Annotated in this window: 18 protein-coding genes; 12 read left to right on the forward strand and 6 right to left on the reverse strand. The window is 49.2% G+C overall.

Annotated elements, in window-relative coordinates:
• Positions 1-6: 6 nt before the first annotated feature.
• From nagZ to AC58UW_RS26770, 7 genes are all read left to right on the forward strand, one after another.
• A complete protein-coding gene (gene nagZ / locus AC58UW_RS26740; RefSeq protein WP_497423595.1) occupies positions 7-1,653 on the forward strand; it encodes a beta-N-acetylhexosaminidase in 1,647 nt (548 codons plus the stop codon).
• Entirely contained in the window at positions 1,650-2,792 is a 1,143-nt protein-coding gene (locus AC58UW_RS26745; RefSeq protein ID WP_497423596.1) for an ROK family protein, read from the forward strand. Before nagZ ends, AC58UW_RS26745 begins: the two co-directional genes overlap by 4 nt.
• 192 nt (positions 2,793-2,984) lie before the next feature.
• Positions 2,985-4,220: an MFS transporter gene (locus tag AC58UW_RS26750; protein ID WP_497423632.1), complete on the forward strand. Its 1,236-nt coding sequence runs from the start codon at positions 2,985-2,987 to the stop codon at positions 4,218-4,220.
• A gap of 572 nt (positions 4,221-4,792) precedes the next feature.
• A complete protein-coding gene (locus AC58UW_RS26755) occupies positions 4,793-6,406 on the forward strand; it encodes a LytS/YhcK type 5TM receptor domain-containing protein (RefSeq protein ID WP_497423597.1) in 1,614 nt (537 codons plus the stop codon).
• A 6-nt stretch (positions 6,407-6,412) separates the two neighbouring features.
• Entirely contained in the window at positions 6,413-7,162 is a 750-nt protein-coding gene (locus AC58UW_RS26760) for a LytR/AlgR family response regulator transcription factor (RefSeq protein WP_497423598.1), read from the forward strand.
• Positions 7,163-7,276: 114 nt separating this feature from the next.
• A complete protein-coding gene (locus tag AC58UW_RS26765) occupies positions 7,277-9,346 on the forward strand; it encodes a carbon starvation CstA family protein (protein ID WP_497423599.1) in 2,070 nt (689 codons plus the stop codon).
• 4 nt (positions 9,347-9,350) lie between these two features.
• Complete coding sequence (locus AC58UW_RS26770) at positions 9,351-9,545, forward strand: YbdD/YjiX family protein (RefSeq protein ID WP_497423600.1); 195 nt, start codon at positions 9,351-9,353, stop codon at positions 9,543-9,545.
• 50 nt (positions 9,546-9,595) lie between these two features.
• Here the strand turns inward: AC58UW_RS26770 and AC58UW_RS26775 are convergent, their stop codons facing one another.
• The 5 genes from AC58UW_RS26775 to AC58UW_RS26795 form a co-directional block, all read right to left on the reverse strand.
• Entirely contained in the window at positions 9,596-10,351 is a 756-nt protein-coding gene (locus AC58UW_RS26775) for a DeoR/GlpR family DNA-binding transcription regulator (protein ID WP_497423601.1), read from the reverse strand.
• A 145-nt stretch (positions 10,352-10,496) separates the two neighbouring features.
• Positions 10,497-11,234, reverse strand: coding sequence for a (S)-benzoin forming benzil reductase (locus tag AC58UW_RS26780; RefSeq protein WP_497423602.1), 738 nt, complete (start codon positions 11,232-11,234; stop codon positions 10,497-10,499).
• A gap of 676 nt (positions 11,235-11,910) precedes the next feature.
• A complete protein-coding gene (locus AC58UW_RS26785; RefSeq protein ID WP_497423603.1) occupies positions 11,911-12,141 on the reverse strand; it encodes a hypothetical protein in 231 nt (76 codons plus the stop codon).
• Between the two features lie 820 nt (positions 12,142-12,961).
• A complete protein-coding gene (locus AC58UW_RS26790; protein WP_497423604.1) occupies positions 12,962-13,900 on the reverse strand; it encodes an aldo/keto reductase in 939 nt (312 codons plus the stop codon).
• Between the two features lie 44 nt (positions 13,901-13,944).
• Complete coding sequence (locus AC58UW_RS26795) at positions 13,945-14,940, reverse strand: Gfo/Idh/MocA family protein (RefSeq protein ID WP_497423605.1); 996 nt, start codon at positions 14,938-14,940, stop codon at positions 13,945-13,947.
• Positions 14,941-15,075: 135 nt separating this feature from the next.
• On the opposite strand from AC58UW_RS26795, the gene AC58UW_RS26800 reads away from it, so the two are divergent.
• The gene (locus AC58UW_RS26800; protein WP_497423606.1) at positions 15,076-15,921 is read left to right on the forward strand and encodes a helix-turn-helix transcriptional regulator; all 846 of its coding nucleotides are present in this window, start codon (positions 15,076-15,078) and stop codon (positions 15,919-15,921) included.
• On the opposite strand, the gene AC58UW_RS26805 is transcribed toward AC58UW_RS26800, so the two are convergent.
• The gene (locus AC58UW_RS26805; RefSeq protein WP_497423607.1) at positions 15,910-16,725 is read right to left on the reverse strand and encodes a glycosyltransferase family 2 protein; all 816 of its coding nucleotides are present in this window, start codon (positions 16,723-16,725) and stop codon (positions 15,910-15,912) included. The two genes, AC58UW_RS26800 and AC58UW_RS26805, sit on opposite strands and share 12 nt — an antisense overlap.
• Positions 16,726-16,834: 109 nt before the next feature.
• Here AC58UW_RS26805 and AC58UW_RS26810 point away from each other — a divergent pair, with 109 nt between their 5' ends.
• From AC58UW_RS26810 to AC58UW_RS26825, 4 genes are all read left to right on the forward strand, one after another.
• Entirely contained in the window at positions 16,835-19,276 is a 2,442-nt protein-coding gene (locus AC58UW_RS26810) for an HAD family hydrolase (RefSeq protein WP_497423608.1), read from the forward strand.
• Between the two features lie 96 nt (positions 19,277-19,372).
• Positions 19,373-20,050: a DUF2238 domain-containing protein gene (locus AC58UW_RS26815; protein ID WP_497423609.1), complete on the forward strand. Its 678-nt coding sequence runs from the start codon at positions 19,373-19,375 to the stop codon at positions 20,048-20,050.
• A gap of 69 nt (positions 20,051-20,119) precedes the next feature.
• Entirely contained in the window at positions 20,120-21,205 is a 1,086-nt protein-coding gene (locus tag AC58UW_RS26820) for a lactonase family protein (RefSeq protein WP_497423610.1), read from the forward strand.
• Positions 21,206-21,468: 263 nt separating this feature from the next.
• A complete protein-coding gene (locus AC58UW_RS26825) occupies positions 21,469-22,827 on the forward strand; it encodes an MATE family efflux transporter (RefSeq protein ID WP_497423611.1) in 1,359 nt (452 codons plus the stop codon).
• The last annotated feature ends 21 nt before the right edge of the window (positions 22,828-22,848 follow it).

The raw sequence follows: 22,848 nt of genomic DNA on the forward strand, positions 1-22,848 counted from the left end.
TCCACTATGTCATCGACATCCAGCAACCCGCATCAACCGTTAACGCTGCGTCAAAAAGTTGGTCAATTATTTGTTTGCGGCTTTGATGCTCTGGAGCCAAATGCAGCTATTACTCAGCTAATTGAGGAGTATGGGCTTGGCGGCGTTATCTATTTCCGGCGGAACGTGAAAGACGCGCATCAATTAGCTCATTTGTCCGCAGAATTGCAAGCGATGAGCCTTCACAGCGGGGGACAACCGTTATTTATCGCGGTAGATCAAGAGGGCGGAATGGTGTCCCGTATAGAAAAAGGAGCCACCTTGCTGCCAGGGAATATGGCGCTTGGGGCTGCTTTTGCGCCAGCAGGCGTGTACGCAAGCTCCAAAATTATGGGCAAGGAACTGCGTCAGATGGGGGTAAACATGAACTTTGCTCCATGCCTCGATATTAACAATAATCGCTTGAATCCGGTCATCGGGGTACGCTCTTACGGGGAGACCGCGGCCATCGTGGGCGATATGGGTACGCATGCAGTGAAGGGCTTGCAGGACATGGGCGTTATTGCGACGGTCAAACATTTTCCAGGTCATGGAGATACCTCAGAGGACTCACACCATGATTTGCCGCTTGTTCCACACAGCATGGAGAGGCTTATGGAGCTTGAGCTTGCTCCTTTTATCAAAGCCATTGAAGGCGGCGTTGACGCTATTATGACCGCGCATGTCGTATTCGCGGCATTGGAACAAAACGGTGTGCCCTCAACGTTATCGTATCGGATTTTAACAGAGTTGCTGCGTGAGGAACTGGACTTCAAAGGCCTTATCGTTACGGACTGTTTGGAAATGAAGGCGATTTCCGAAGGGATCGGAGTAGCTGAAGGCGCAGTTCGTGCCATAGAGGCAGGATCAGATATCATCCTGGTCAGCCATACGTTGGATCGCCAAGTATCCGCCATGGAAGCCGTAATCGCAGCTGTTGAAAGCGGGCGAATTTCGGAGTCTCGCATTGATGAGTCTGTCCTGCGAGTAATGACTCACAAATATAAACGAGATATCCAGTTTGATAAGCTGGCGCCGATTCCCGAAGGACCTATTTCAACGCCGGAGCATCAGCTTTTGGCTAAGGAGCTAAGCCGTAAAAGCATTACGTTAGTGAAGGACGAAGTCGGCAAGGTTCTGAATATGAACGAGTCGCTGCTAGTGATTTGGACGGAAGTGCAGGCGGGAACGGAAATCGATGAGGTCGTGGAGCGGCAGGGGACACTGGGCAGCACATTGTCTGAACTTACGGGGAAAGATGTCCAGGAGGTGTACTTGGGATTATCCCCTTCGGAGTCAGAGATTGCTGCGATACTTCAAGCTGCCGAAGGCAAGAAGCAAGTGGTGATGGTGACTTATAATGCTACATTTTCGCCAGGACAGATTCAGTTGGTAAAGGCTCTGGCGGTCAAAGATGATCGGCATTTCGTCGTGGCTGCAGGTAGAAATCCATATGATTTGCTTGAGTTTCCTGAGGTGAAGACGTATTTGGCCTGTTATGAGAATCGTCCGCTGGCGATGGTATCTCTGGCGAATGTGCTGCTGGGGCGTGAAAAGCCGGTTGGACGGTTGCCTGTTACTTTGTCGGAACAATATGCGATTGGATGGAGGCAGGAGGTAGGAGTGGGGAGATGAAATGGATGGAGGGACAGGACGTGAGTGAGCGGGAATTGAAGGAGGGGCAGGATTTGAGTGAGGAGATAAAACACATGAGAGGGGAGATAAAAGAGGTGAGTGAGGAGAGAAAAGACTTGAGTGAGGAGAGAATTGACATGAGTGGGGAGAGAATAAAACAAGACGTGTTCCTGCGGGAGTACTATGTTGGGGTGGACCTTGGCGGCACGAAGATGTTGGCCGCGCTCATTAGCGGCGATGGCAGCATCATCGCCAAGGAAGAGATCCCCACCCTGGCGCAGCAGGGTGAGGCGGCTGTGCTCGATCGGCTCGGCAGCCTGATCGAGGGACTGCTCGCGACCGCGCCCGGCGGTCGCGGCGTGCTCCGCGGGATTGGCGTCGCCACCGCGGGCACGCTTGATACGGCGAACGGTGTCGTCACCTTCGCCACCAATCTTGGCTGGCGCGACGTGGCCGTCGCCGCCGTGCTGACTGACCGCTTCGCTTGCGCGGTCAGGCTTGAGAACGACGCCACCGCAGCGGCGGTCGGCGAATGGCTGGCCGGCGCGGGTGAAGGCGCGCCGGACTGTGTGTTTGTGACGATCTCCACGGGGATCGGCGGGGGTATCATTTCCGGCGGGCGCTTGATCGCCGGCACGAACCATAACGCAGGGGAACTCGGCCACATTTCCATTGATGGCAATGGGCCGCTCTGTCCCTGCGGGAATGTGGGGTGCCTGGAGCTATACGCGTCAGGCACTGCCATTGGCCGCCGCGGCGCCGACTACGTGCGCCGGGCTGGCGAGGGCGCAGACGGCGCCCTCGTGCGGCTCGCGGGAGGCGACCCGAACCGCGTGGATGCGCGGTTGGTCGCGGCCGCAGCCGCGGAAGGGGATGCCGAAGCCAGCGGCATCCTGCGCGAAGCGGGCCGAGCCCTCGGCATCGGGCTCGTGAGCATCCTCCACCTGCTGAATCCGCAGGTGGTCATTCTTGGCGGCGGCGCGTCGCATATCGGCGAACCATTGTTAGGACCGATGCGCGAAATCATCGAGGAGCGCTGCTTGCCTTCGATTCGCGGCCCGGTCCGGTTCGCGGCATCTGCGCTCGGGTCCTCCGCTGGAGCGGTTGGGGCTGCGCTGCTCATGTCTCAGTCACGCTGAGACATTTAGGTTATGACTGGTCATATGACCTATGTCACTAGACGATAGGCATCTTTTTTCGTTAAAGTAGAAAAGGTTTATGAAACTTTTTTCTTCTTATTACGTAAGAAGAAGGTCTTGTTTTATAAGACTATCTTATTAATGAAGGGGTGTTCTTCTTTGTCACAAGCCATAGCTTCGGATACGCCGACGATGCGCTCGTTTTTTGCCAATCGTTTCGTGCAATCCATTATGCTGTCCGGTCTTCTTTTACAAATCGGAATCTGGGTTCGTAACTTTGCGATTCTTCTCTATGTCACCGACATGACTAATAATGATCCTTACTCGGTTTCTTTAATATCGGTGGCCGAGTTTGCGCCAATTTTTATTTTCTCGTTTATTGGCGGTGCCTTTGCGGACCGTTGGAGACCCAAATTGACGATGGTCTGGTGTGATATTCTCAGTGCAGTGTCTGTGTTTGCCATTATGGTTACACTGTATTACGGCTCCTGGAAGGCGATTTTCTTCGCCACGTTGGTCTCGTCAATTTTGTCTCAGTTCTCCCAACCGTCCGGGATGAAGTTGTTCAAGGTTCATGTGCCTGAATCCCAAATGCAGTTGGGGATGTCGTTGTTTCAATCGATGATGGCGATCTTTATGATCCTAGGTCCGATTATGGGGACATTTGTTTACTATCATTTTGGAATTGAAGTGGCGATTGCCATCATGGGCGTTTGCTTTCTGCTTTCTGCGCTTGTGCTCACATTTCTTCCTGCGGATCGTAAAAATGATGAAGCAGAAAAGTCATCTACGCATATTTTTACCGAAATGGGTCAAGGTTTTAAGTATGTCATGGGTAATAAAATGCTCGTCACCTTAGGCGGCTGTTTTGCAGTAGCAGGTCTGGCAATCGGTTTGATATCTCCGCTTGGCATCTTTCTGGTCACTGAAAATCTTGGACTGCCGAAGGAAGATCTGCAATGGTTTATGGCGGCCAACGGGATTGCGATGATACTTGGCGGCGGAGCGACTATGGGCTTCTCTAAGAAAGTGTCCTCACAAGCCCTGCTGATTATCGGGATGACGGTAAGTGTCGTGACTTTTGCCGTCTTGGGAATGACTCATTTGGTATGGCTGGCGCTCTTGATGCAATTTTTCTCTGGTCTAGTGTTGCCTGCGATTCAAATCGGGATCTCCACAATGATACTCGGTAACACGGAGGAATCTTTCGTTGGTCGTGTGAATGGAATTTTGAACCCGTTGTTTATGGGGGCCATGGTTCTTACAATGAGTTTGGCCGGAAGAATTAAAGCTTCCTTCTCGTTGGAGTCCATTTATGTCACTTCTGCCGTACTCTTCTTGATTGGTGTGTTTATCATGCTGCCTACGTTGAAGTACAAAGCAAATGCTGCACCTCAGCCGAATAACGATGAAGTTAAAGCCGGATAAGTTTTTTTGAAAAAAGGGGGACTCCCTGAGAAGGTCATTACTGACTTCTTAGGAAGTCCTTTTTTTGTTGAAGGTGGCGGCTCGCGTGTATGGCAACGATCTTTTTCAACGTTAAAGTAGTCGTAACAAGATATTACGGCGTTAATTAAAGTCCATTGGCAATTACTTTTAATGTGCCGATTGATACGGAAAGATCCCTTTTCTGATTTACATTATTGATTCTCACTGGTTGATCAGCAATAAAAGGAAATTCTACCGCTAATTTGACCCACGCAGAGCCAGAGAAAGAAACAACAGGAGAAACTACATCAAAATCGGAGATAGTTTGAGAAAAAGCTCCGATTTGACCGAAATAGCAGTAGAAATTCCAGTTACTGAGGCGAGAAATGGGTCGGAGGCGGGAATTAGAGGGAGTTATCGGCGTTAATTTTTCAAGCCATTGGCATCACTAGCCATAAGCTATGTAGATGCGATGAATAGGAGCAGAAAGTAGAAGTTAGCGTCCTAAAGCAAGCAAGCCCAACCAATTTCTGTTAGGATAACGATATGAGAATGCAAAAGGTGAGTGAGTCATGCTTCAATTGATTCAATTGTTCGTTGATATGATGGAGCGGGTTGGTTTTCTGATAGCGCTTGCGTTTGCATTTTCCCGCAGTCGATGGATGCGGAGCTATATGAGCTATCAAGGGGACAGGACGTATCAATGGCGCTTTCTGTTCTTTTTCTCCGCATATGCGATTCTTGCGACCTATTCGGGTGTGACGGTTTCCGACTATACGTACAGGCCGGCGCCATGGATTGGCGAGGTTTCGCCAACTGCGGCGATCGCGAATGCGCGTACCGTTGGTGTTGTCATAGCTGGACTGCTTGGTGGTGTCAAAAGCGGGTTTATCGTCGGTGTCGTGGCCGGCGTGCATCGCTACAGCTTAGGTGGATTTGTGGCCGTAGCCTGTATGATTGCTCCTATTCTTCAAGGTATATTGGCAGGGCTGTGCCGTAATGCTTTCAAGAAACGCTTTCGGAAGACAGCTTCCGTACAGCTGGCCTTTCTCGTTGGATTCATGGCCGAAGCCTTGCAGATGATTCTTATTCTAGCATTGGCCAAGCCTTGGGATGATGCGTTCAACTTGGTGTCGCTCATTGGTTTGCCCCAGACGCTTGCGAATAGCGTTGGTGTTGCTCTATATTTTGTGCTTTACAATACGATGGAACGTGAAGAGGCCAAAATTGGCGCGGAGCATGCGCATCAAGCGCTGCAAATTGCAGATATGACGATGCCGCTTTGGCGCTTGGATTTCGATAAGGCGGTAGCGGAAATTTCGAAGGTATTGAATGATGAAATGAAGTCTGTAGGCGTATTTTTCAGCAAAGATGGCATGTCATGGATTGCGGAGGGGAGAAAAACGCAGCATTCGAACGATCTCATCATCCGTGTGCCGAATCGGCCGCAGGTCGGGCAGTTCCGCCTGTATTTTGAGCGGGAGCAGGATGATAATCCGTCCCGCAGACGCATGCTTTCCTCTCTCGCTGAGCTGCTTTCTCAGCAATATGCGTTCGTTGAATCAGACAGGCAAACACAGCTATTGGCTGATGCGGAGATTCGTTCGCTGCAGGCGCAGATGAACCCCCATTTCCTGTTTAATGTGCTGAACACAGTCAAATCTTTTATCCGCACGAAGCCGGAAGAAGCCCGTCAGATGGTGATGCATCTATCTAAGTTTTTGCGCAAAAATATGAGCCACGGCAACCAGCGCCTAATCACCATACGTGATGAATATGAGCTGGTCATGTCATATCTGAGCTTGATCAAATCACGTCTAGGTGATCAGATGGAATTTTACGCGGAGATCGACGAAAGGCTGCTGGATCATGCCATTCCTCCGTTTACGATTCAGCCGCTGATCGAGAATGCCATTGAGCATGGTATCAAAAACAAGCGGGGCATCGGTGTCATTCGACTTTCAGTGAAGGAGGAATTGGACGAGGGTAAGCTCCATGCGCGTATTACTGTACAGGACAACGGAGTAGGTCTTGAAACGGCTGGACTGGGTAGTCAGACGGAACACGCGGGGCTAGCTTTGCGGAATATCGAGCAGCGTCTGAGTTATCACTACGGCAAAGAACATCCTTTGGAGATTGAAAGCAAGCCTGGGGAAGGCACAATCATTAAATTTTGGGTGAGGTGATGGTTGATGGGTTGGAATATTGTCATTGCCGATGACGAAGAGCCGGCTAGAGAAGAATTGATTTATCTTTTGGAAAGCAGTGAAGAGGTGGATAAAGTTACCGCGGCAACTGGCGGAATGGATGCAATTAAGAAGGTCAAAGAATTAGCGCCGGATGTCTTATTTCTCGATATGGACATGCCGGATCTTAGCGGCCTGCAGGTTGCCGAAATTGTAGGAGAAATTAACCCGCAAGTGAAAATTGTATTTTCCACTGCCTACGATCAATATGCCGTTCACGCGTTTAAGCTGCGTGCTTTTCATTATATGCTAAAGCCGTACGATGAGGAGGATATCGCGATAGTATTCAGGGAGCTGCGCAAAATACAGCCTCAGAACAGCGCAGCGACTGCGATCCAAGGCCAGACGACTTCCGTTAAGACAAGTGTAAAGCTCGCTTTAGAATTGGAGGAAGGGATCAGATATGTCTCCCCGAAGGATATTATGTATATCAGCAAAGAGGTTAAGCATGTGCAGGTTCACCTTCATGATAAGGCTTATGCTGTCTCATACACCTTATCGGAGCTTGAGCAGAAGTTGGAACCGTATGGATTTTTTCGCAGCCACAAAAGCTATCTGGTTAACCTCGCTGCCATCTCAGAAATGAAGACCTGGGTGAATGGCGCGTACAATCTACTTATGGAGGATGCTGGGCGAAGCAACATACCCGTCAGCCGAAATTATGTGAAACAGCTGCGTTTGAAACTAGAAATTTAACATCATGGGGCTCGAAAATGGCATGTTGCGCTACAGGTATTCCGCTTGTTCCCTAAACAAGCTATACTCCTTGTAAGCGCTAACAAACATGTTATCTGGAGGGTGATTATAGATATGTCACTATTAAAAAACAAATTTGCTTCCTATGTGATTTGGGCGGTCATCGCCCTGCTTGGCGCGTCAGGCTTCGCGATGCTCGCACTTTCGAGAGGCGAAAGCATCTCAGCGATATGGCTAATTATTGCTGCCATTTGTACGTATTCTTTCGGTTACCGATTCTACAGTCGTTTTATCGCTCGCAAGATTTACGAGCTTAGCGACAAGCGTGCAACACCGGCACACGTTCAAAACGACGGCAAAGACTTTGTGCCTACAAACAAGTATGTCCTCTTTGGTCACCATTTTGCTGCGATTGCAGGGGCAGGGCCGCTGGTTGGTCCGATCTTGGCCGCGCAAATGGGGTACTTGCCGAGCATCCTCTGGATTATTATTGGAGCAGTTCTTGCGGGCTGCGTACAGGACTTTGTGACACTAGTAGGCTCCATGCGCCGTGGGGGTAAGTCGCTCGGGCAGATGGCCAAGGATGAGGTCGGCCCATTCAGCGGTACTTTGGCCTCTATTGCAACGCTTGCCATTCTAATTATTATTGTCGCTGTTCTTGGGCTTGTTGTTGTGAAAGCGTTAGCAGAATCCCCATGGGGCATGTTCACCATTGCGATGACGATGCCGATTGCTATCTTTATGGGCTTTTATATGCGGTACATTCGTCCTGGTAAAGTGATCGAGGGCTCTATCATTGGCTTCGTCATGTTGATGATCGTTTTGTGGTCAGGTCAGTTTGTTGCGGAAAGTCCAGCTTTAGCTAGTATGTTTACGTTCAGTGCTCCGCAAATTGCAGTTTTGATGGTGATTTATGGACTTATTGCTTCTATTTTGCCCGTTTGGGTGCTGCTAGCTCCGCGGGATTATTTAAGCTCATTTCTGAAAATAGGCGTCATTCTTCTGCTCGCTGGCGGCATCATGGTGATTTTACCTGAACTAAAAATGCCTGCCGTAACGAAGTTTATTGATGGAACCGGACCTGTATTCTCCGGCAATTTATTCCCGTTCTTGTTCATCACGATTGCGTGCGGCGCGGTCTCCGGGTTTCACGCATTGATTTCCTCAGGCACGACGCCGAAAATGATTGACAGAGAAAGCCATGCGCCGTTTATCGGCTTTGCCGGTATGGCCGCCGAATCTTTCGTTGCGGTTATGGCATTGATTGCGGCTTGCTCCTTGGAGCCTGGTCTGTACTTCGCGATGAATTCCTCACCGGCTGTTATTGGAACCGATCCAGTTGCTGTCGCTGCCAAAATTTCATCCTGGGGCTTTACTTTGACGCCTGATCAAATTACGGGCACGGCCAAAGAAATCGGCGAGAAAACCATCCTCTCCCGAACGGGTGGAGCACCAACGCTGGCCGTAGGCATGGCGGAGATTTTCTCTTCTTTTTTAAATGGGGCCAAAGCATTCTGGTATCATTTCGCAATTTTGTTCGAAGCGGTCTTTATTCTGACTGCCGTAGATGCGGGGACACGCGTCGGCCGATTTATGCTGCAGGATTTAGTCGGCAACTTCTATAAACCTTTTGGTCAAACCAAAGATTTTAAATACAATTTCATCGCTTCTCTGATCGTTTGCTTGGCTTGGGGATACTTCCTGTATCAAGGAGCTGTCGATCCGTTTGGCGGAATCAACTCCCTATGGGCGCTTTTCGGTATTGCGAACCAAATGCTGGCTGCCATTGCTTTAGCCGTAGCGGTTACGATTATGATCAAAATGGGCAAAGCACGCTATGCTTGGGTAGGCATGATCCCTTTCGTGTTCCTGGCCGTGACGACGCTGACCGCTGGTTACCAGAAAGCATTTTCCGCGAATCCAACAATCGGATTTCTATCCGCTGCCAAAAAATATCAAGAGGGAATTGATAAAGGTCAAGTGATAGCGCCTGCCAAAAACATGGATGTTATGCACCAAATTGTAACGAATAACTATATCGATGCGGGGTTAACGATTTTCTTTGGTATCGTTGTCCTTCTGATGATCATCATTTCAATACGTTTGTGGTTCAACATTATTATTCAAAAACAAAAGCCCCAACTACAAGAATCGCCGTTCGTCCAATCCACATTTGGAGGGTGATCCCGTGAGAGCGATCGCAAGCTTTTCGCACAAGCTGAATACGACGATCAAAGTGATATTCAATATTCCGGACTATGCCAAATATGTGAAGCATCAGCAGGAACATCATCCGGGCAGTCCTATTTTGACGGAAAAAGAGTTCTACATGCAGTCTCTTCACGAGCGTTATGAAAGCGGTAAAATCAATAGGTGTTGTTAATATGAAAAAACTCGATCCCCGGCGATGAGCCGAGTGGTCGAGTTTTCTTTTTAAAGGAAGGGGGTGCCGGCGTCTTTGAAGGCTTCCTTCATTTCTGGCGTTATTTTGGAATCGCTAATAATTCCGGTCGTTTCCTGCACTTCACCGATAACGAATAGGGAGCTGCGACTGAACTTGGAATGGTCCGCCACGAGGTACGTCTCCATGGACTGTTTCATCATGCGGCGATTCGTTTCGGCTTCCAGCTCATTGTAGATCATCATACCGCGTGTTAAGGAAATACCGTCTACGCCCATGAACGTTTTGCGAATGCTGAGATTGTCGAGTGTCGCATTGGCGAGTGGTCCCGATAGCTCAAACGTTTGCGTGCGAATCACGCCGCCGGTCAGAATGAGCTGCAGCCCTTGCGTGCCAATCAGCTCGTAGGCGATATTCACCGCATTCGTGATGACGGTGAGGTTCTTGAATTGGTGCAGCTTTTTGGCGATGAACGTCGTGGTCGTCCCGCCGGTTAAGCCGATAATATCGCCGTCTTCGATGAAGTTAAGCGCTTTGTCGGCGATTTCTTTTTTTTCTTCTGTATAAAGGTCCATTTTGTTGAAAAAGGGGACTTCCACCTTTAAGCTTTCCAGCACGGCGCCTCCGAAGGTGCGGATGCAGCGTTTCTCTTGCTCCAGAATCTCAAGATCCCGTCTGGCTGTTGCTTCCGATACGCCAAATTGCTGAACGATATCGATCAAGGCGATGGAGCCTTTATCTTTGATGGCTTGCATAATGGCATCTCGGCGAATATCTGTCTTTCCCATGGAACCTCCTAAAAAGCTTTCCTCGTTGAAAGCTAGTTAACGATGTAAGTAGTGCTAGCTTCTATCTTATCATGTGGATGGATAAGCCGTCCATTGGGCGGAGGGTGAGGAACAGGCGTGGTTGCTTGCTTGATACTATGGCTAGCTAGAGGAGATCCTCAACAACTGTGCCTTGATGGAAGGAGGAGCCGAGTAATAAACTGATCAATTTGTCAGCTGTTGCATGGGGGGATGTCAGCATGCCGCGATCTTTTACCATTTTAAAAATATTAGGTGTATTCAATGCCTCGGTGCTTGTGTTCCTTGCCTGTTCTTGTAAACCTGTATCGATCATGCCCGGGTGAACGGAAACGATCTTGACAGCTGTAGATTCAGTACCCTGTTCCAATCCCACGCATGTTGAATAAATATCGAGACCAGCTTTGGCGGCCGAATACGCACTCATTCCTGGCAGTAACTGTTTGGCGGAGGCCGAGGAAATGTTTAATATGCGCTTTTCTAGCAGCAGGTGCTGCGTTAGGCGAATGAAGCTGGAGGTAAGCGCGATCGGAGCGAGTAGATTGATATGCAAGTTGTCCATTAATTCCTGGGAGGAAGCCTGCTCGATTCGGGAAAAAGGCGAGAGGACGGCCGCATTATTGATGAGATAGATGCCTTCGGCGTTAGCTAGATCGATCTTCTGGAACACTTGATCCATCAGTGTCTCAATTTCGTTGACTTTTCTTAGGTCGAATTCGTAGTAGTCTAGGTGACTACTAGCGGCTATTAAGTTATCGTTCCTTGTTCTCGAGACGCAGATCAAGTGATGATCAGGAGAGATGAGCTTAAGCGCCATCGCTTCTCCAAGACCGCGGGATGTGCCGGTAATCATAAAATATTTCATGTGGACAACTCCTTAATTAGAGTAGGTGGGGGTTAGGCTAATTTATGGAAGGTGAGACACACATGGGAAAGGGGGCTGTCTGCCTTAGCAGAGCATGAGTCCCAGTAATCTGTTGTATCTCCAGACTTTTTCGGCGAGAGAGGACTATAGTCCTCTATTTCATTCCTTGCCACCTAGCAGCGCAGATTAGGCATCTCAATCGGACGTCCCCTTGGCACTTAACGCCGATTACTCCTGTTATTTGCTGCAAATGATGCTGATTTTGGATAATAACTGGAATTTCTCCAGTTAATATCGGCAAATCAAGGTGATTTCGGCCGGCTGCCGACGATTTAGCTGGAGTTTCTCCTGTTATTGCGGTCCCTGCCACCGAGTAGCGCAGATTAACGCCAGTTTTTCCATCTGTTCTATTGGAAACAACTCAATCGGATCTTCTCCCTGGCGCAGGGCTGCTGGGGAGTTGTATTCCATTCATTAACGCCGATTACTCCTGTTAATTTCCGCAAATGAGCCTGATTTTGGATAATAACTGGAATTTCTCCAGTTAATATCGGCAATCAAGGTGATTTCGGCCAGCTGCCGACGATTTAGTTGGAGTTTTTCCTGTTATTGCGGTCCCTGCCACCCAGCAACGTAGATTAACGCCAGTTTTTCCATCTGTTTCATCGGAAACACTTCAATCCGATCTTCTCCCTGGCACTGAGGAGATGTAATCCCATTCATTAACGCCGATTACTCCTGTTATTTGCTGCAAATGATGCTGATTTTGGATAATAACTGGAATTTCTCCAGTTAATATCGGCAAATCAAGGTGATTTCGGGCTGCTACCGATGATTTAGCTGGAGTTTCTCCTGCTATTGCGTCTCTCTGCCACCGAGCAGCGCAGATTAACGCCAGTTTTTCCATCTATTCCATTGGAAACATCTCAATCGGATCTTCTCCCTGGTGCAGGGCTACCTTGGGGGGAAGTGAAGCGTGTGTGGGGGTGGAGTAACGTAATAGTGGTGAAAAGTAATTTAGGTGGGAGTAGTGATGAATAGTGGTGGGGAGCAGGTTAGGTGGGAGGAGTGATGAATAGTGTTGGAGAGTAGCTTATGTCGGAGGAGTGATGAATAGCTGGAGAGTAGCTTATGTCGGAGGAGTGATGAATAGCTGGAGAGTAGCTTAGGTGGGAGGAGAGATGAATAGTGTTGGAGAGTAGCTTAGGTGGGAAGAGTGATGAATAGTGTTGGAGAGTAACTTAGGTGAGAGGAGTGATGAATAGAAGTGGAGAGCAACTTATGTGGGAGGAGAGATGAATAGTGTTGGAGAGCAACTTAGGTTAGAGGAGTGATGAATAGTGTTGGAGAGTAGCTTAGGTGGGAGGAGTGATGAATAGTGTTGGAGAGTAGCTTAGGTGGGAGGAGTGATGAATAGCGGTGGAGAGTAGCTTAGGTGGGAAGAGTGATGAATAGTGTTGGAGAGTAACTTAGGTGAGAGGAGAGATGAATAGAAGTGGAGAGCAACTTATGTGGGAGGAGAGATGAATAGAAGTGGAGAGCAACTTATGTGGGAGGAGAGATGAATAGTGTTGGAGAGCAACTTAGGCGGGAGGAGTGATGAATAGCATTGAATAACAAGGCTAGACCGAGTGACAAGGTCGAAGAATCACCGAGTCTGCCGATGACACGGTGACAATCAACGTGAAAAAGCCCCGGCAATACCCGCCGGGGCTTCCATGATGCAGCTACACCGTAGCCGCAGTTAAATCAAGCCATGCCAACTCCTGCGGAGTGAGCACAAGCTCCGCGCCGTCGCGGCATGAGAGCATTTCGGCCTCGTTGCGCGGTCCGATGAGCGCGCAAGCCGGGAACGGCTGGCTCAGCACGTAGGCGAGCGCGATCTGAATCGCGGTTACGCCTTTTTCCTGCGCCAGTTGTTCCGCGCGGTGCAGCCGCGTCCAGTTCTCGTCGCTGTAGAACACGCGAACGAGATCGGCGTTGTCGAGCACGTCCGGCGTGTACCGGCCCGTGAAGAATCCGCGCGCCTGCGAAGACCAGGACAGCAGCGGCAGCTGTGTGGATTCGTGCCAGCGCAGCGCTTCCTCGTCGACGGAGACGCAGCCGCTCCAGAACGGCTCTTTCGCTTTCGCGAGGCTGAGGTTCGGGGAGCTGAAGCTGAAGCCGACAAGGCCGTTTTTCGCTGCGTAGTCGTTCGCTTCTTGCAGACGTGCGTGCGTCCAGTTGGAGCCGCCGAATGCGCGAATGCGTCCAGCTTCTACATGCTCGTTCAGCGCTTCCAAGATGACGCCAACCGGTACGGCCGGGTCATCGCGATGCAGCGCATAGAGGTCGATGTAGTCGGTGCGGAGACGCTCCAATGATGTGAAGAGGTCGCTGCGAATGGCATCTGCGTTCACGCGTGGACCGTTTTGATCATGGTGCGCACCTTTTGTGAAGATGTTAATGTCATCGCGGTTGCCCAGCTCATCCATCCAAATGCCAAGCGCTTGCTCGCTTTGCCCGCCGCAGTAAATGAAAGCGGAGTCAATGGTATTGCCGCCAATCGCTAAATAATGTCCAAGAACGTCACTGACTTCCTGACGGTTGTCCAGACGGAAAAAGTCAGAGCCCATAATCAGTTTGGAAACAGGTTTATCTAAGCCTTTAATTTGAATGTGTTTCATCGCAGTCATCCCAACCTTTCGTATGATAAGTCATTATGGATAGATTACAAAACAATGCGCGAACGTGTTCTTGCTGACTCCAGACAAGCGTCAAGTACTTTCATGTTAAGAATGGCATCATTTGCAGGATAGTTCGGCTGCTTCTCGCCCCAAGCGGCATAAGCCAAGTCGTCAACTTCTAACGCATATTGGTTCAGGAAAGGAACGGTTTCTACCCGACGCTCATTACGGAAATGGACAATGAATTGACCGGATTCATCCGTAGGGGTGACAAAGGCAGAAGGGACCTCAATACGGCCTGTCGCTCCGACGATTTCAATCGTATTACGGAAACCAGCCCACATGCCGCAGTCAAAGGTTAGCGCAACATTGCCGCTGAATTCCACAAGTCCGGACATCATCATATCGACATCATCATGCTCAGGGGAGAAGAAGGCGTGCGTCGTAACCGCTTCAGGCTCTCGGCCTAGAATCATTCTCGCTGCGCTGATTGGATAGCACCCAACGTCATATAGCGAACCGCCGCCCCATTCACGTTTGAAACGGACATTTTTGCTGTCGCCCGGGTTGCTGAAGGTGAACGCGCCATGAATGCCGCGAATATCGCCGATTTCTCCGGAATCAATGATCTCTTTAATTCGCGTGTAACGCGGATGATGGCGGTACATGAACGCTTCGGCAAACTGTACGCCGGCCTTCTCACAAGCCGCAACCATTTCTTCGGCATCAGCAGCAGTAAGTGAAGCGGGCTTTTCGCAAAGTACATGCTTTCCTGCCTCAGCAGCACGAATCGTCCACTCTTTATGGAGATGGTTCGGCAGAGGTATATACAAAGCGTCAATATCCGGATCAGCAATTAATTCCTCATAACTGCCGTAAGCTTTTGGAATAGTAAGCTTCTCCGCTACTTCTTGTGATTTCTGCAAATCGCGACTCGCTATAGCGCTTACAATACCAGTTTGTGACTGCACAATTCCGGGAATACACGCCCTAATTGCAATACCCGCACAGCCTAAAATTCCCCAACGAAGCTTTGTCATGACGTTATGATCTCCTTTGAAAAAAATATTTGATAGCGTTATATTGTTATTATAAAACGAGTTATTTAAAATGAATATGATAATATATTGCATTAGATATCGGAATATTGTCATTGAGGAAGGAGAGCGCGTGGAATGAAAAGGCAAGTCATGCTTCCGAGGCTGCAGCAATGTCCTTATTTTATTTTTCCAGAATCGGTTGGCTGGTATCAGGATTTTCCCGACCATTCGATTTATCGGCAGGAAGGTTATTATGATTCCTACAGCATTCATTTTATCCTGGCAGGCAAAGGCTATGTGGAGATTGAAGGGGAGCAGCACGTGCTTCAAAAAGGCGATGCTTTTCTTTATTTTCCGTTTCAAGAGCAGCGTTATTACTCCTCCAAGGATGATCCGTGGGACGTTCGTTGGGTTCACTTTTACGGGAGTCATCTGAAGGAGTTTATGTTGGAAAAAGGCTTTTTGCGTACGTTATGGACACTCAAAAGATGGAGCGAACTGGAAGAGGCGTTTCACGAGTTGCTGTTAGAAGCGGAATCGAATAGCATTCTGAAGCCGACGAATCTCTCGACGTTATCCTATAAGATTCTGAGTGAATTCATGAGCTATGCGGCACCGTTAACGAGCAACCGAGGGATAGAGTCCGTGGACCGAATTCTGGCTATACTCCCCATCATGCAGCAAAAAGCCTGCGAACCGTTCATTCTAGAAGAATGGGCGGAGCTCACAGGCGTAAGTACCTATTATTTCTGCAAATTGTTTCGCAAAGCGACCTCGATGACACCGCTCTCCTTCATTACCCTGTGCCGCATTCAATTTGCGAAGCAGCGCCTGATTGAGAAGGAAAGCCTAGCGATCAAGGAGATCGCGATTCAAGCCGGTTATACCAGCGCCAGTTATTTTAACCAGCGTTTTCAGGAGCAGGAAGGGATGACACCGAGCGAGTTTCGAAGCTTGTATGGCAAAGGTTTATTTGAATAGGCGCGAGCGAATCGGTTCTCCGTCCCAAATGATTTCGGTCTCGGCTTGACGGGCCTTAACTTCCGGTTCTTCAAGCAGGAGGAAAAAATTTTTGGTAGGCAAATCGCCGAGCCCATGCTTGACCGAGAGCATGTCCAAAAAGGGACGCATATTGTCAAGCTGCCCTGACATGTTGCTGGTGCCCGCTTGCGCAAAAGCGTAGAGGACACTGGCAATCGGCGCGCGCTTCACACGGAATTTCTCAGCAGCTCTTAAGAAGAAATCCCAGTCCCAGTAATGGAACACCTCTGTATCAAAAGGACCCAAAGCTTCAATCAACTCAGGGCGGAACATGCAGCCGGATGAGAAAAAGGTCGAGAATCTGCGCATCGCCGGCACATCGAATTCATAAGCGAAAACGAATCGGTTCGTGATGGAGCGGGCATTATTTTCATAGATATAATCGAAGATTTCGACATCCGGATAAACAAGATCATAACCTTCAACTTCTTGCAGCATGCGTTCAATATGAATGGGGAGCAGCAAATCGTCATCATCGCAGAGCATGATGTAATCGCCTTTCACCTCTTGCAGACCGCGGTTTCGAGCGTGAACGTGCTTGAGGTTTTGCGGCATATTAACGATTTGAATGGCGAGCTCTGGATAAAGCTCCTGAATGAAATCTACCGGGGGACCGGCATCGTTGACGATAATGATTTGCAGGTTTTTGTACGTTTGGCGGTATAATGATTCTGCGAGCTCAGCGAGTTCGATTCGGCGATTATACGTTGGGATAATTATGGACACCAAGGGTTGGTCAGACAACAAAGAACACCTCCGATTTATCATAGATTAAGCTTACCTCAAATTCGTCATATTTCTCAAATACATTTGTGCAAGTTGCTGCTTGCGCCAAACGCGAAGGAGGCTCTTGATGCCAAAGGAACTGCATACTCCGATAAGTTCAACTGATCTGCTTTTATGGGAAAAAGATCGTTATTTGAGCGTCTTAGCTGGACAATTACAGGATATTCGGCTGTTAAGTCTGGATATTTTTGACACACTGCTATTTCGTACATGTGCGAATCCGTCTGATGTATTTGCGAAAACTGCTCTTCAGGCACATCTTAACGGTTCACTGAAAACTTATGTTTCCCCGGAAGCATTCAAAGAAATGCGCATTCGTGCCGAGCACAAAGCGCGTGCGAAGCAAATCGCTCGAATTGGCTTCGGTGAAGTGACACTGGAGCTTATTTATGAGGAAATACCGGAAGCGATTTGCCAAAGGGACGAGCTGGTCCGGCTGGAAGTGGAAGTTGAAGCGGAAGCTTGCTATGTGAACCCGCACATCACCTCCTTGCTGTATGCCTGTAAAAAAAAGCAGATTCCAGTGGCGCTGCTATCGGATATGTACTTGTCGTCAGAGCAGCTTCGGCAAATTCTTGCGTCAGCAGGGCTTGATTTGTCTCAGGTGGATCTGCTGCTCGTTTCGTCTGAGGAGCACGAGGGCAAGTCATCGGGACATCTGTTTGCGAGACTCAAAGAGTTTTATCCGCAAATCGACAGTCGATTAATCGTTCACATTGGCGACAATGTGGCAGCAGACGTGGAAGGAGCAGCCAAAGCGGGGATCAGAGGGCTGCACTATCCAGTCATTCTGGAGCATTTTGAAAGTATTCATCATTGGGAATTTGTCAGACACGGGGATGTGCTGCCGGAATGGAAGTCCCTGCGGAAGCTGGCTGCAGCTTCGGATTTGACGGCTGGAAGCGGGGAAAGGGAGCGTACTTTCTATCAATTTGGCACAGATGTGATTGGGCCATTCCTGCACACTTTATGTGAGTGGGTGCTTGATATTTGCGTCCAAGAGGGCGTCACATGCGTGAATCCGTTGATGAGGGAAGCGTATCTGTTAGCTCCAATGCTTGAGCAAGCCGCACATTTGAGAGGCGTGGAGCTTCAAGTGAAGCCGGTTTATGTGTCTAGACAAGCTACTTTTATGGCGGGACTGGAGCATTTTGGGGAGGATGAGCTTGCTTATTTGTTAGGCATTCAAGGTTTGAAGGTGAGAGAGCTATTCGACGTGTTGGGTGTCGATTTGGGGGATGGACATTTCGAAGACTGCTTGGAAGAGTCGATTGAAACATGCAAGTACATAGCTGGTGATAATGGCGAAACCATGTATGATCTCCTGTGTAATTATCTGCTAAGCGAGCCTGGGCAAAGTATGATTTTAGCGTCTATTGAGCGTCATAGGCAGCTTTTGGTAGGTTACCTGGCACAAGAGTTTGGTTCTCCGGAACGTTTAGTGACGGTTGATATCGGGTTTCAGGGAACAATTCAGGGAGCATTAGAAAAAATTGTTAGACTCGCGGGACTGCAGCCGCAAATGATGCATCTACTCGCAGTTGGCACGAATCGGCTGGATGAGCTCCGACTGCAAGGCGTGGATATTCGCAGTATGCTTCGGTCAGGCAGTGGCGGAAGCGAGGCGGGGAAGCGGATCGCGAGGACACCGGCTTTTTTGGAGGAGCTCATGATGGGCGATTTCGGCTCAACGCTGCGTTACATCGAAGACGAGTCTGGCCGCATAAGCCCCATGCAAGCGCAGCTGCACAGAACGGAGGAAGAGTACGCAGGAAAACTAGCGTGTCAAAAAGGCGCGATCGCCTTCCAAAGCTACTATGCGTACCTGCTCCAGCAAAAAGACGGGCGGCTATCAAGAGCGTCCACGAATTCAGAAGAGTGGAGCAAGCCGCTGCATCGCGTTCTAGCTATGCCGAAGCCGGAAGAGGCGAGAGTTCTGGGAGATTTAACGCACCAGGACAATTTCTGCACGGAGTATATTGCCCCGATTTGTGGAGCTGTGGCCGAGGAGTGGTACCTGGCTGGACCGGAGGCTTTTCTGAATAGCTGCAATTATGCGCCGTCAGTGATGAATGTGAATTGGCCGCAGGGCATGGCGACCAGGAGGTTTCCCTACTATTTGTACCATTATTATTTGCAGCTGGCGGATGGATTTGGCAGTCAGGCCATGATTTTCGATACCCTTCAGAGGGTTAAAAAGGATGGCATTCACTCTTTAACGCTGTATGGAACGGGTGCATTTGCTGAGCAGGTGCTCAAAGCAGCTTGGTTTCATGGCATACATATTCCCTATTGGATTGATCCGGCTGTAGATGCAAATACGTCTCCTTGGGGTCGTTTTTCTTATAAGACCTTGGAACAGGTAAGGGAATTGTCAGAGACATCGGGAAGAACCTCCCCTGCTTTCCTGATCGCGACTCTATCCGAGCTTGAAACTTATCCGAATCGGATTTTGGAAGCTTATGAAGGTTCAAAAATAACACCAAAACTTTACCAGCTTCGTCCATAGCATAAGAGCTGTTCAGTACTACATAAAGTTAGTACTTTTGGAAAAGACTGTGGCGAGATAACCTAAGTTTGTAAGCTAAACTAGGGGGGCTCAGCCATGAAAGAGAAGGAAAACATAGGACAGAATCAGGCAATATCCTTTGGTACGAATTGGCCATTGCACGTGATGATCGTCATTTATACAGGCTTGTGGATATGGATGGCTGTTGCTCCTTACAGCAGGTTCGATTGGGTATTGGAAAATCTTTTGATTTGGGCCGCGCTTATTGCCCTCATCAGCACATATAAGCTTATAACATTCTCCAATTTTTCTTATGCATTAATTGGTTTGTTCCTGGCGCTGCATACAGTCGGGGCACATTATTCGTATAACGAGAATATCGTGGATGTTTGGCTGAAGCTGATTTTGCATACGGAGCGCGATAATTATGATCGCTTGGTGCACTTCAGTTTCGGGCTCCTGCTCGCCTACCCGCTAAGGGAAGCTCTGAGTGCGTGGACGCAGCTAAGCCGTAGATGGCTTTATGTGATGACTTGCATTACTATATTGGCGCTCGGAGCCTTTTACGAGCTTATAGAAATGTGGGTGGCTTTGCTTGTTGCTCCGGAAATTGGTACGTTATTTCTTGGAACGCAAGGTGATCAATGGGATACACACCATGACATGGCGCTAGCGCTGTATGGGGCTGTTATTGCGATGGTGGTTACGGCTGTGTTTAGGCGTAGGATGCGAAGAGCGGGCAAAGAGCAGTGTGAGGAACAAGGCGAAGAGTAATGTGAAGAGCAGTGCGGCAGCTTTTCGATACCGGGGAATTTATTATGCAAATGTGGAGGCTGATTGCTGGTGTCAGGTGAAGAACAGAAAGAATTGTATGGCTACATAGGTTCCTACACGAACGATGATCAAAAGACGGGAATTACCTTATTTAGGCTTGATCGGCAAAGCGGAGCAATCACACTGTTGGATACGTATAGCGATTTGCCCAAAGCTTCGTTCCTTGCGCTGAATGCGGACCGGACTGTCTTATATGCGGTCAGTGAGACAGATACTTATCTAGGCGGCTTCGGAGGCTCAGCCGCGGCATATGCCATCGAAGCTGAGACTTGGAAGCTGACGAAGCTGAACCAGCAGCCTACTGGCGGCACTGCGCCTTGTTATATTAGCGTGGATCAGACGAACCGTGCTGTGTTTGTGGCTAATTATTCAAGCGGAAGTGTGACTTCTTATAAGATTGAAGAGGGTGGAAGGCTGAGTGAGCCTACGCAGTTGGTCAAGCATGAAGGTACTTTAGGGCCGCGGACGGATCGCCAGGAGCGCCCGCATGCGCATTCGATTGTACTGGCGCCAGACAATCGGTATGCGATTTCCGCCGATCTGGGTCTAGATCGGCTGATCGTGAGCCGCATTGACGCGGAGGGCGGCACCCTTCAGCCGCACGGGGAAACGGCGGTGAAGCCGGGCACAGGCCCGCGGCATTTGGTGTACAGCGCGGACAGCCGGTTCGTGTACGCGGTTGGTGAGCTCGACAGCACAGTGACTGTGCTGTCTTATGAGGCGAGCGCGGGAACGCTGACCGCGCTGCAAAGTATTTCGACGCTGCCGGAGGGCTTCAGCGGCGAAAACACATGCGCGGACATCCATCTCTCCAGAGATGGCCGGCATGTGTATGCCTCAAACCGCGGACACGACAGTATCGCGGTTTATGCCGTTGACGGACAAAGCGGAACGCTGTCCGTCGTGGGTTGGCAGGCGACGCTGGGGCGGACGCCGCGGAACTTCGCCCTGACGCCGCAAGGAGACTTCCTGCTTGCGGCGAATCAGGGCTCGGACAGCATCACGGTTTTCCGCGTTGACGCGGAGTCAGGGATGCTGCAGGAAACCGGGCAAACGGCGGCGGTCCCGCGGCCGGTTTGCCTGAAGTTTCTCTAGCACATCATGTAAAAAGTGCAGCAAATTAGCGTGTTATCGTGATACTAGGAGATAATTATGTATTTCGTGCATCAAATTTATGCGATTTCCCCAGTGAATGGAGGATTTCGCCAAATTTGATGCACTTTTTGCATGATTGGGCCGAATATCGCGGAATGAGTATAACAAAAAGCATTGACTTCTCAAGAAGTGTTGTTAAAATAGATCATTGTATGTACATCGTGAACGCGTGTACACAATAATGTCAAGAACAGGAAACCGTTATGGAAACCGCAAAGAAAATGACGTTATTCGGTCTTGTATGGCCGATAATGATTGAATTATTTCTGCAATTTATGATTGGCACGGCGGATACGCTGATGGTGAGCCGGATTTCGGACGATGCGGTAGCAGTTGTTGGGATTAGCAATCAATTTTTCCAGGCGGTCATTATGCTATTCGTTCTTATTTCCAGCGGAGCGGGTATTGTCATCTCACAAAAGCTCGGAGCAGGCAAAGAGGAAGAAGCACGGAAAGTCGCTTCGATGGCTTTTACATTAACGCTGGGCTTGGGCGTCGTAGTTTCACTGCTGCTTTACTTCGGTGTGGATTTGTTCGTTTATTTCCTGCATGTCCCGGAATCTCTTCACGAGATGACACGGCAGTATATTCAAATTGTGGGCAGCGGAACGATCGTTATGGCAGCTGTACTAACATTAAGCACAATTATTCGCAGCACGGGAAACACGAAAGGCACGATGCTTGTTGCAATCGGTATGAACATCATCCACATTATCGGCAATTATGTGTTTATTTTTGGCGCGTTGGGCTTACCAAAATGGGGGCTTTTTGGCGTTTCCCTTTCCACTGTGGGAAGTCGCGTCATAGCGCTTGTTGTGCTTTTTTATATTTTTCGCAAAACATTTACCACACTTATCACTTGGAGTGACCTGCGCGTATTCCATAAGGGACTGCTGAAAGAGGTGGCGAAAGTTGGCCTACCGATGGCTGTTAGTTCAGCTTCCTGGACCCTGTCTCAGGTTGTCCTTTTTTCGATGGTCGCCACGATGGGCGCAGAGCAGCTTACGGCTAGAACCTATTTAAATACGATGGAGTCGTTCTCATTTCTGGCAGGCTGGTCCTTTGCGATGGCGGTCCAAATTCAGGTTGCGCATTTATTCGGTGCCGGGCAGATGGAGAAAGCTTATCGCAGCCTCTATAAAGCGTTATTTTGGGGCGAATTAGTCGTGGTTGCCAATACGCTCTTATTATTCTTATTAGGCAAACATATCGTAGGGGCATTTACTGAAAACAACCAAATTATCTCGATTGTCGTTGGAGTCATGGCCATGAATTTGATTCTGCAGCCGCTTAAAATGTGGAATATGCCGCTCAATAATGCGCTAAACGCTGTGGGCGACACCAAATTTGTCATGTACGTGAGCATTGGGATCATGTGGATCTTTGCGGTTGGAGGTACTTACGTATTCGGCCTAAAATTCGGATGGCTGCTCCATGGCGTTTATATCGCAATGATTTGTGATGAGGCGATTCGTGGATTCCTCGCTCAACGGCGATGGATGGCTCGTAAAAAGCTGCCGAAAGCAGCAGTTTCTACAAGTACGATGACCGCTCATTTCTGAGCAGCAATAAGACAAGGCCCT

It is taken from the genome of Paenibacillus sp. J22R160, assembly GCF_059692135.1.